This window comes from Citrobacter sp. TBCS-14 (assembly GCF_005280805.1).
Lineage (GTDB): Bacteria > Pseudomonadota > Gammaproteobacteria > Enterobacterales > Enterobacteriaceae > Citrobacter > Citrobacter gillenii.
This window is the reverse complement of sequence record NZ_SZWM01000281.1, coordinates 330-611: the sequence shown is the minus strand read 5'-3', so window position 1 is coordinate 611 and position 282 is coordinate 330. Positions and strand designations below refer to the sequence as shown.

Annotated in this window: 1 protein-coding gene; it reads right to left on the bottom strand. The window is 52.5% G+C overall.

The genetic code is table 11. From position 1 onward, the window contains the following. A partial coding sequence (locus tag FDX22_RS31010; RefSeq protein ID WP_255432905.1) for an ABC transporter transmembrane domain-containing protein occupies positions 1 to 282 on the bottom strand: 282 nt, incomplete at both ends.

Here is a 282-nt window from a genome sequence, read left to right as displayed (position 1 = left end):
CCATGCCAGCGCCAGCATCGGCCAAATCATCAGCCCGAGATACATCATAAAACTGGTTAACTGACCAAGGGTCAGAGAGCCATGAACCACCATCCAGCTTCCCCCGGCGATAGCCAGCAGGTTAGCCATACCAATGGCGATATAAATCGTGGGGTCAAAACGGGCGTCAATGCGGGCGACCAGTAAGTTTTTCTTGCCGGTATCTTTAGCATCTGCGGCAAATAGCGCCGACTGTCGGTCTTCCAGACCAAAAGCCTTAATCATACGGATACTGGTCAGGCT